This window comes from Pseudoruminococcus sp. (assembly GCF_047012705.1).
In the GTDB taxonomy this organism is placed as follows: domain Bacteria; phylum Bacillota; class Clostridia; order Oscillospirales; family Acutalibacteraceae; genus Pseudoruminococcus.
This window is the reverse complement of record NZ_JBKXNW010000005.1, coordinates 179575-188561: the sequence shown is the minus strand read 5'-3', so window position 1 is coordinate 188561 and position 8987 is coordinate 179575. Positions and strand designations below refer to the sequence as shown.

Genomic DNA, 8987 nt, shown 5'->3' with positions numbered 1-8987 from the left:
CGCAGATATGTAGAGGATACAGGTGATGCAGACGGGGTGTATGTAATCCGCAACGGAGAAAAAATACCTTATTCCGATCTCGTGAAAGAGGTGGAGCGTAGTGGCTAATAAAGAACTCACCCTCGGTAGCTTGTTTTCAGGCTCCGGGGGTTTTGAACTGGGCGGCATCCTTGCCGGGATAAAGCCCGTCTTTAATTCCGAAATCGAACCGTTCCCAATCCGTGTAACGGAAAAGCGTCTGCCGGAGGTAAAGCATTACGGAGATGTAAACAAGCTGAACGGTGCTGACCTGCCGCCTGTGGATATTATCACATTTGGGTCGCCCTGTCAGGATATGAGTATAGCTGGCAAGAGAACCGGGCTTGACGGCTCACGAAGCGGTCTGTTTTATCAGGCTATAAGAATCATAAAAGAAATGAGGTGTAAAAGTAATGGCAAATATCCGAGATACGCAGTCTGGGAAAATGTATGCGGGGCATTCTCCTCCAACAAAGGAGAGGATTTCCAGGCAGTCCTCGAAAGCTTCTGCTCGGTCAAAGGCTGTGAAATTGATGCGGCTCGACCTGCAAAATGGCACAACGCGGGAGAAATTCTGGGAGATGATTTCTCAATCGCATGGAGGGTATTTGACTCTCAATACTGGGGAATCCCACAGAGACGAAAACGCATCTATCTTGTCGCAGATTTTAATGACAGATGTGCCGGAAAAATATTATTTGAGTCCGAAGGCCTCTCTGGGTATTCTGCGGAGAGCTTCCGCTCGTGGCAAGCAGCTGCCGGAGGTATTACGCAAGGCTTTGGAGCGTCAGGCAAGATCTGTCTGAACGATCAGGGTGGAAGCCGAATGGATGTTACGGAGGAAAAGACCTGTACCCTCCGTGCCGAATCGCATCATCCCCCTGTGGTTATGGAATCGGCAGGCTTTTGTACGGAGCATTCAGCCAAGAGCCGTTCCATCGGTTATGAAAAAGAAAAATCTCCAACGCTCCGTGCAGGGGTGGTTCCTGCCGCAGTGATAGATAACCACAGTCAAGATACAAGATATAAAGTGCTTGATGATATAGCACCAACCGTGAGTGCTACATACGGTATGGGCGGCAACAATCAGCCCTTCGTGGTAGAGAAAACATACGATGTCCGCTTTACTTCCGAAGGTACGAAAAACGCAAGGCAGAATGTATATGAAACCAATACTGCACGAACAGTCGATACGGGCGGTATTCCTCCCGATGCCAATCAGGGCGGGATAGCAGTAGTAGAAGCATACGGTATCTGCTCAAAAGACAGCAACGCTATGAAAAGCGACAATCCAAACAGCGGATTTTACAAAGCTGAAACGAGCAGAACCATTGATACCAGCGACCAATCGCCTAATAAAAATCAGGGCGGCATTGCCGTTGTTGCTATCGAGGGCAATGGCACAAGACCATCCCATCATGGCAACGGCTATTCCGAAGAAGGTGTAGGCTATACGCTAAACACTACCGAACAACACGGGGTTGCTTACGGTATTGACCGTGCAACTTATAACATGGGACAAAATGCACAGTATGCTATTTCCATTCAGGAAGAGGTCGAACCGACAATGGTAGCCAAAGGACCGGGGGCTGTTGCTCACCCGACATACTGCACAAGTAAAAATTCCTATCATACCAGAGCATCAGAGGAGCTTGCGGATACCCTTGTGGCGAGCGACTATAAAGACCCTCCGACCATTAACGATACCGATGATGAAATGGAATACATTGTCCGCAGGCTGACACCGACCGAATGTGCGAGATTACAGGGCTTTCCTGACTGGTGGTGCAGTGATCTTGCATCAGAGAATCCTACCGATGAAGATATAGCAAAGTGGAGGGAGATTTTCAGAGAGTACGATGAAGCTATGGGAAAGAAAACAAAGCCAAAATCTGATAATCAGATACGAAAGTGGCTGCAAAATCCCCACAGCGATTCAGCAGAATACAAGCTGTGGGGTAACGGAGTTTCATTGCCTGTCGTGTTTTTCGTACTTGCCGGAATAGCTTATTATGCGGCTGAAAGCGAATAATCAATTCTTTCTTGTCGGTTTGACATTTTCAGCAGGATCAATGTCCCCGGTAATTGCACCATGCTCCTTTTCAAAATCTTCAATTTCGTTTCTTATCAGAACAAGGATATGACTGTTGACGGAACGACCCTGATAATCAGCAATATAGCCGATCTTATCAAGCATTTCCTGTTCGATTCTGATTGATACACTCTTTACTGCCATAAAAGAACACCTCTTGTTTAGATATATTATGTGTTCATTTTAGCCGCTTTATATGTTAAAATGTTAAAAGTGAATATACCGTATATCTATAAAATTGGAGGGTTCTTTTATGAAAGTAGCAGTTATAGGTTCACGAGGTCTGACAGTAAATGATCTGGGGAAATATCTGCCGGAGGATACAACGGAGATAGTGTCCGGCGGTGCAAAGGGCATAGATACCTGTGCGAGGGATTATGCTTTATCGCATGATTTAAAGCTGACAGAGTTTCTGCCGGAATACAGCAAGTACGGCAGAGGTGCTCCGCTGAAAAGAAATCTGCAAATAATCGAATATGCAGATGTTGTAATTGCTTTCTGGGATGGAAAGTCCAGAGGTACAAAGTATGTCATAGACAACTGCAAAAAGCAGGGTGTGCAGCTTGATGTACATATTTTCTCCTGATTTGTGTACTATGTAGATTTCCTTTTATCTCTGCCGTTGTTGTTGACTTTCAGGCGAAAAAGAGTGATATATGTACTTACCAAAAAAACAAGGAGGCAATCACCATGCGAATAGAATTCAACAGAACAGGAGCAGAGAGAAAAGCACTGGTAAAGGCAATTTCCGAAATAACCGGAGCAGAAGCAGTTTATAAATTCATGCCAACCTGCGCCTACGAGATCGATTACTTTACGGTAACGAAGGACGGGGCTTTGGAATTTGACGACAGAGCCGACAGCGAAGAAATCGAGAATCTTCTGGAGCAGCTTGCACAGAAAGGCTTTGAAGGAACTGCCGCAGAAACGCCAGACACGGCGGCTGAAAGCGAAGCCGAGGAATTATCTGCAGAACCCGAAACAGCCGAACACAAGCCCACACAGGGGGAACAGTGCGAAAGAATAAACCTTACGATAACTCTGCCGCTTGAAAGCGTGGCTGTTGGCAATCTGACAAAGCTCCTTGACGCAAAGGGCGGCCTTATAAAAAAGGCTCTCGGTGTGGATGAGCTGGGATTTGAGATCAATGAGGAAAGCAAAACGATTTGTTTCCCCTGGTTCGGAGAGGTCAGCATTGATGAAGCGATGGCTTATACGCATTTCGTCACGGCATTCTGCAAAATGACAAAGGATGCGAAAAGAGTGACAGCGAAGGAAAAAGAAGTAGATAACGAAAAATACGCTTTCAGGTGTTTTCTCTTAAGATTAGGATTTATCGGCACTGAGTACAAAGCGGAAAGAAAAATCCTGCTCCGTAATCTCAGCGGCTCGTCAGCATTCAAAGCCGGAAGGGACGGTGAGCAGGAATGAAATATCCGGGCAGAGATATAATCGAAAAACTGAAACAGCAATACCCTGTCGGAACAAGAGTGATTCTCCGAAAAATGGACGACTGCCAAGCTCCTCCCATTGGTACTAAAGGTACTGTGCAGGGTGTTGATGATGCCGCCAGCCTTTTGGTAAAGTGGGACAACGGCTGCGGACTGAATGTGGTTTACGGAGTTGACGAGGTGGAAAATCTCGACAGCGTTACAACAGTCTGCTACGGCGAAGAAAAGCTGTGGGACTGCCGAAAAGAAGCGAAGGATTTTTTTCTTGAAGCCTTGAAAGCTACCGAGGGCAGTGAAAGAGAACGCTACGCAACTATCTATACAAAGCTGATCTTAGGCAAGAATTACTGCACTGACGAACTGGATTGACCATCATAATATACACAACTTCCTCCGAAAAACAGCCCTTATGATTGGTGGATATACATCTCAAATATTGCTTGATATAGTGTCAAGGTAGAGTTAATATACACATACCGAAAGGGAAAATAAACAAACAAAAAACGGAGGAAACTACGATGAATACTAAGGTTGCAAGACAGATAGAGGAAATGAAAAAGCAGACGATCGGGGTCGAGGTAGAGATGAACAGCATCACCAGAGAAAAGGCTGCAAAGACCGCCGCAGAGTTCTTCGGAACGAGAAGATACCAGAACACAGCAGGCCGCAACGGATACAGCACCTGGTCAGCATGGGACGCAGACGGCAGAGAGTGGAAATTCCAGAAGGATGTCAGCATCAGCGGACCGGACAGCGAAAAATGCGAACTTGTAACCCCAATCCTTCACTACAGCGACATTGAGCTTTTGCAGGAGCTGATCAGAAGGCTCCGCAAGGCTGGAGCAAAAAGCGACGCAACAAGGGGCTGCGGAGTACACATTCACATCGGAGCAAACGGTCACACAGCACAGACCCTCAGAAATCTTGCAAACCTGATGGCCTCACACGAACGCCTGATCGCAACAGCCCTGAAAATAAACGAAGGCAGAATGAGCCGCTACTGCAGAACGGTCAATCCGAATTTCCTCGCAAAGCTCAACAGCAAAAAGCCGAAAACAATGAGCCAGCTTGCAGACATCTGGTACGAGGGCAACGGTGCAAATTACGGCAGAAGCCACCACTACAACGACAGCCGCTACCATATGCTCAACCTCCACGCAACCTTTACAAAAGGCACGGTTGAATTCAGACTTTTTCAATTCGATGCACCAAGCGGCGGCAAGCAGAACGGCCTTCACGCAGGACAGCTCAAGAGCTACATTCAGCTTTGTCTTGCACTCAGCGAGATGGCCAAGGAGGTCAGAACAGCAAGCCCGAAAGAGCAGCAGAAAGAAAACCCGAAATATGCAATGAGAACTTGGCTCCTCCGCTTGGGATTCATCGGTGAAGAGTTCGCCACAGCAAGAGACCTTTTAACAAGAAACCTTGAAGGCGACACAGCATTCAGATTCGGCAGAGCATAAGGAACAGCCTCCTGTCACCCAACACCCCGACCGACTTGGCGCACAGAGCCTGTGTTCCCAAGTCTTAAGGTGGTAGAAGGGTATTCCTTCGAGAAAGGATGAATTAAGATGAGCAAAGAAAAACGCTATTACATTGCCTACGGCAGTAACCTGAATGTAGCACAGATGGTACGCAGATGTCCCGGAGCCAAGCCCATCGGAACGGCAGAGCTTGAACACAACACTTTGTACTTCAGAGGCAGCGGTTCAGGCTATTATCTGACAATCGAGCCGAAAATCGGCAGCAGAGTTCCTGTTGCGGTTTGGGAGGTCACAGCCGAAGACGAAAAGGCACTTGACCGCTATGAAGGGTATCCGAGATTCTACTACAAGCATGACTTTGATCTTGCAGTCACGCTTCTTGACAGCAGGACAACCAAGGAACTAAGGTGTTTCGCCTACATAATGACCGATGGACGAGATGTCGGATTGCCGACTCCCTATTACATGGAAACCTGTATTCAGGGTTACAGGGACTTCGGATTTGACACGAGAATACTTAAAAGAACAGTAGAAAGGATGCGTAAGATTTTATGGAAACGAAAGAACTTAAAGTAAGGGTATGCCCCATTTGCGGACAGGAGTACATCGGACACCCTGCAATATCCAGAACAGATAACGAGCCCCCGATTTGTGGTGATTGCGGCACTCGTCAGGCATTGGAAAGCCTCGGCATAGATGCGGAGGAACAGGATAAAATCCTTGATGCGATACACCGCAGCATGGACAGATATACACAAGATAAAGTCTGATTCTTTGTCGGATATATGTGTGCATAATTGCTTGGAGACTGTCCGAAAAATCAAAAAATGGGCATAGAAAAAGCCGACTGAAAACTGTCACAAATTGACAATTTGGCGGCAGGCTGAAATAACACCTGATTTGGATGCTTGTATGATTAAGTTTGAAAAAAAAAGAGCCATATCAGGCTCTGATAAGCTATAGCGTTTGTTGAACTCCGAGTATATTAATCACTCTCCGGAAATTATAGGCAAGGAAAGAAAGCCCGGTTTCAGCAGCCACTTTCAGCTTTCCTTTCGTCAGCAGGTAGCTTGCCCCGTGCCATCTTTTTACTGTTCCATACGGATGCTCAACAACCGTATTTCTTTTTCTCAAATGCTGTTGATTGGGATAAAATCGCAGAATTATCCACTCATCCCATGTACTTTCCTCCTCGGATAAAGCGATAGATTTAAAACGATGATTTGTTTTCCGAACGATTTTATTATCTCGTGCTTTATCATAAAAATGTTCTTCCTTGCGTGTTTCCCCCTCTTTGAATGACACTATCCTCCGTTGTCCCAATGTACATTTGTTCGGGCATTTAGAACACGCTGAAAGACGGTGATATCTGCGTATAGTCGGATCCTTTTTTCCGTTCGGATGCCCCGGTCCTGCATAAAAAAGAGTTCTGCCCATCGGACAGGTAACAATATCCTTTTCTATATCACGCTCAAAATACGGCTGTATTGGTTCAACCCTTTTTACTTCAATCTGTTCTGTTTCCGTTCCTCCCATAGCCTTCATTTCAGCATAAGATACCATCTCTCCTGTTTCTTTATCAAGATAAACACTGCTTCCCGGCTCCCGTCTTTTGAATGCTTCAATCGTTACATCATCACGCTGCAGTACTTTGGGAAGTATGCCGGCAGATACGCACCGGATAAGCGTATCTTTATCTTTTGAAGAAAGCATTTCCTCGCTTATTTCAACATTTGTTTTCTTGAACCTGAATGTTCTGCATTTCTCACCTTTATTCGGATGTGTTGTGGGGGTATCACCATTCAGAAGACATTCAAGTATAACCTCATCATCTCCGTAGCCCTTGTCGGCAATGCCCTCAATATTTTCTACACCAAGTGCTTCCTTAGCACCGTTGATATCATCCTCAAGCAGATTCCAGTCGGTACATTCGCTTGTCACATCGTAATAAACTATCAGATGATTTTCTGATTCTACTGCGGTCTGCACATTAAAGCAGGGTCTGATACCATCTCTGCTTTTCATCAAACGACATTCCGGATCTGTTGTGCAAATATGATTTTCTCCGCTTTTCTCCATTTCCGACAGTGCTTCTGATAGCTGGCTTTTTCTTCTCTCCAGATAATCCAGCACCCCTTCAATATCCTCTTTTGTTAAAGCTCCCGGCTTAGCTTCGGCGGCATCAGCTTCATCCAGCTCTTTCATATACCGACCGATCTTTTCTTCAACATCCAGAAGAACCTTCTTCGCATTGCCATTGGTGTAGCTTTTATTATCTGCGTTTACAGCTCTGAACTTTGAACCGTCAATAACTACTGATTCATGCGATAACAGACCGGCTTTGTTGCACAGCTTAACAAATGCTTTGAACACTTCCTTTATAGCCTTTGCGTTTTCCTTGCGAAAATCAGCAATGCAGCGAAAATCAGGTACTATCTTTTTCAGCAGCCACATTACCTCTACATTCCTGCCGGCTTCTTTTTGCAAACGTCTGGAGGAGCGAATATGATTCAGATATCCGTATATGTACAGTTTCAGCATATCACGAGGATCATATCCCGGACGTCCTTCTTTGGCCGGTTCTGCTTTAAAGCCCATTGCTCCAATATTCAAAGATTCTACAAATACATCTATTACACGAACCTCATTATTTTCGCTTACATAGTCATCAAGTATATCCGGCATTAGTGTAATTTGGCTGCGATCTGTTCCCTGTATATATCCCATATTGATGACCTCCGCTTCCATTCTTTACATTACTATTATATCACACTCCTCATCTTTTTTCCATATCTTTTGAGGTTTTCGGCACGTCAATCTAAATCTGCAATAAATCTGTAACCGAAATTACAGCAATAAAATTGCGAATGAAATTCGCGAGGTTATTGAGATCGTACATATTGCGCTTCAAAACGGCGCTAATAGCCGAACGAGGCTGGTAGCGCTCTTTATAAAGTCTTGCAAGATTTAACGCAATTTTCCGCATGATATTCAGGCTTTTTTGAACATTCATATTCCAGACTTTTGTTTTATCCTCTTGGAAATGAACATCCAAAAGCCAGTGCATACTTTCAACTGACCACTCCAGACGAGCGTGTTTAAGCAACTCTTCAGGTGATAGCTTCCGGCTTGATATAAAGTAGTGCCACTCGCTGCTTGTTTTACCGTTTTTGGTGAATTCCGTGTGAATTGCACCGATGCAAGCAAGACCTTTCCATTCATCTTTTCGGCTCAGCCAATCAATGTCTGTGCTTGTATATGCAGTACGTTTTTCTATTCTGCCACCGTTTTTTTCTGTTTTGGTGCACTTGTCCATATGTTCGTTCTGAACATACAATTCTATCTCTTCTTTTAATCCCGGATTGTTGTCTTTGACAACAAAAAGATAATCTCCGCCTTCTTCTACTACTTTTTCTGCGGACTTTTTTGTAGTGTGAAGTGCATCCGCTACCACAACAGCTCCTTTAATATTCAATATTTCTATTAACTTGCGGAATACTTTAGGTTCAGATATTTTTTTATCGCACGGCATCGAACCAAGAATCAATTTGCTCTCTTATATTACTGCACTCAGAATATGCACAGATTCCTCGTCATCGGCTTTTCTCTTTTCTGTTGAACATATTGTTTTTCCGTCTATTGCTATGGTTTTGATGCTTTCTCCGCTTTTTATAACATCCTCAACCCATTCTATAAATACCTTCTGAAATTGCTCGGATTTTACACAGCCAATCAAATTGTAAAACTGTGCTCTTGACGGCAATTTATAAATGCGAAATTCCTTGAACAGAAACTCCCGCACTGATTCAGCCTGTGCCCATTCGTGTATATCAGATATGTTTTGTAAATTGCATAACATTCCACATATCATGATCGTCAAAGCATCGGACACTTTATAGTAATATCCTTTGTGTTCTGTTTCTCTTTCTAATTCCCTCATTT

11 protein-coding genes are annotated in these 8987 nt (G+C 44.7%); 7 read left to right on the top strand and 4 right to left on the bottom strand.

The window, feature by feature from the left end:
• Positions 1-100 precede the first annotated feature (100 nt).
• On the top strand, positions 101-2050 hold the full coding sequence (locus ACLU24_RS06715; protein WP_412611252.1) for a DNA cytosine methyltransferase: 1950 nt from the start codon (positions 101-103) through the stop codon (positions 2048-2050).
• Here ACLU24_RS06715 and ACLU24_RS06710 read toward each other — a convergent pair whose 3' ends face one another.
• On the bottom strand, positions 2051-2254 hold the full coding sequence (locus ACLU24_RS06710) for a type II toxin-antitoxin system antitoxin (protein WP_294492144.1): 204 nt from the start codon (positions 2252-2254) through the stop codon (positions 2051-2053).
• Between the two features lie 109 nt (positions 2255-2363).
• On the opposite strand from ACLU24_RS06710, the gene ACLU24_RS06705 reads away from it, so the two are divergent.
• From ACLU24_RS06705 to ACLU24_RS06680, 6 genes are all read left to right on the top strand, one after another.
• On the top strand, positions 2364-2696 hold the full coding sequence (locus ACLU24_RS06705; RefSeq protein ID WP_412611250.1) for a DNA-processing protein DprA: 333 nt from the start codon (positions 2364-2366) through the stop codon (positions 2694-2696).
• A 104-nt stretch (positions 2697-2800) separates the two neighbouring features.
• A complete protein-coding gene (locus tag ACLU24_RS06700; RefSeq protein ID WP_412611247.1) occupies positions 2801-3541 on the top strand; it encodes a virulence protein in 741 nt (246 codons plus the stop codon).
• Positions 3538-3930, top strand: coding sequence for a DUF4314 domain-containing protein (locus tag ACLU24_RS06695; RefSeq protein ID WP_412611245.1), 393 nt, complete (start codon positions 3538-3540; stop codon positions 3928-3930). The genes ACLU24_RS06700 and ACLU24_RS06695 overlap by 4 nt, the downstream gene beginning before the upstream one ends.
• A gap of 149 nt (positions 3931-4079) precedes the next feature.
• Positions 4080-5024, top strand: a complete 945-nt coding sequence (locus ACLU24_RS06690) for an amidoligase family protein (RefSeq protein WP_412611243.1) — start codon at positions 4080-4082, stop codon at positions 5022-5024.
• Between the two features lie 108 nt (positions 5025-5132).
• Positions 5133-5621 (top strand): gamma-glutamylcyclotransferase family protein, encoded by a 489-nt coding sequence (locus ACLU24_RS06685; protein WP_412611242.1) that lies wholly within the window; start codon positions 5133-5135, stop codon positions 5619-5621.
• Positions 5597-5815: a hypothetical protein gene (locus tag ACLU24_RS06680; RefSeq protein WP_412611241.1), complete on the top strand. Its 219-nt coding sequence runs from the start codon at positions 5597-5599 to the stop codon at positions 5813-5815. Before ACLU24_RS06685 ends, ACLU24_RS06680 begins: the two co-directional genes overlap by 25 nt.
• Positions 5816-6002: 187 nt before the next feature.
• On the opposite strand, the gene ACLU24_RS06675 is transcribed toward ACLU24_RS06680, so the two are convergent.
• From ACLU24_RS06675 to ACLU24_RS06665, 3 genes are all read right to left on the bottom strand, one after another.
• Positions 6003-7772, bottom strand: coding sequence for a transposase (locus tag ACLU24_RS06675; protein ID WP_412611240.1), 1770 nt, complete (start codon positions 7770-7772; stop codon positions 6003-6005).
• Positions 7773-7863: 91 nt separating this feature from the next.
• A complete protein-coding gene (locus ACLU24_RS06670; protein ID WP_412611238.1) occupies positions 7864-8592 on the bottom strand; it encodes an ISAs1 family transposase in 729 nt (242 codons plus the stop codon).
• A 9-nt stretch (positions 8593-8601) separates the two neighbouring features.
• On the bottom strand, positions 8602-8985 hold the full coding sequence (locus tag ACLU24_RS06665; protein WP_412611237.1) for a transposase family protein: 384 nt from the start codon (positions 8983-8985) through the stop codon (positions 8602-8604).
• Positions 8986-8987 lie beyond the last annotated feature (2 nt).

Coding starts and splice junctions, on each gene's coding strand:
- ACLU24_RS06710 (WP_294492144.1), bottom strand. CDS start 2,254: ATGGCAGTAAAGAGTGTATCAATCAGAATCGAACAGGAAATGCTTGAT.
- ACLU24_RS06705 (WP_412611250.1), top strand. CDS start 2,364: ATGAAAGTAGCAGTTATAGGTTCACGAGGTCTGACAGTAAATGATCTG.
- ACLU24_RS06700 (WP_412611247.1), top strand. CDS start 2,801: ATGCGAATAGAATTCAACAGAACAGGAGCAGAGAGAAAAGCACTGGTA.
- ACLU24_RS06695 (WP_412611245.1), top strand. CDS start 3,538: ATGAAATATCCGGGCAGAGATATAATCGAAAAACTGAAACAGCAATAC.
- ACLU24_RS06690 (WP_412611243.1), top strand. CDS start 4,080: ATGAATACTAAGGTTGCAAGACAGATAGAGGAAATGAAAAAGCAGACG.
- ACLU24_RS06685 (WP_412611242.1), top strand. CDS start 5,133: ATGAGCAAAGAAAAACGCTATTACATTGCCTACGGCAGTAACCTGAAT.
- ACLU24_RS06680 (WP_412611241.1), top strand. CDS start 5,597: ATGGAAACGAAAGAACTTAAAGTAAGGGTATGCCCCATTTGCGGACAG.
- ACLU24_RS06675 (WP_412611240.1), bottom strand. CDS start 7,772: ATGGGATATATACAGGGAACAGATCGCAGCCAAATTACACTAATGCCG.
- ACLU24_RS06665 (WP_412611237.1), bottom strand. CDS start 8,985: ATGAGGGAATTAGAAAGAGAAACAGAACACAAAGGATATTACTATAAA.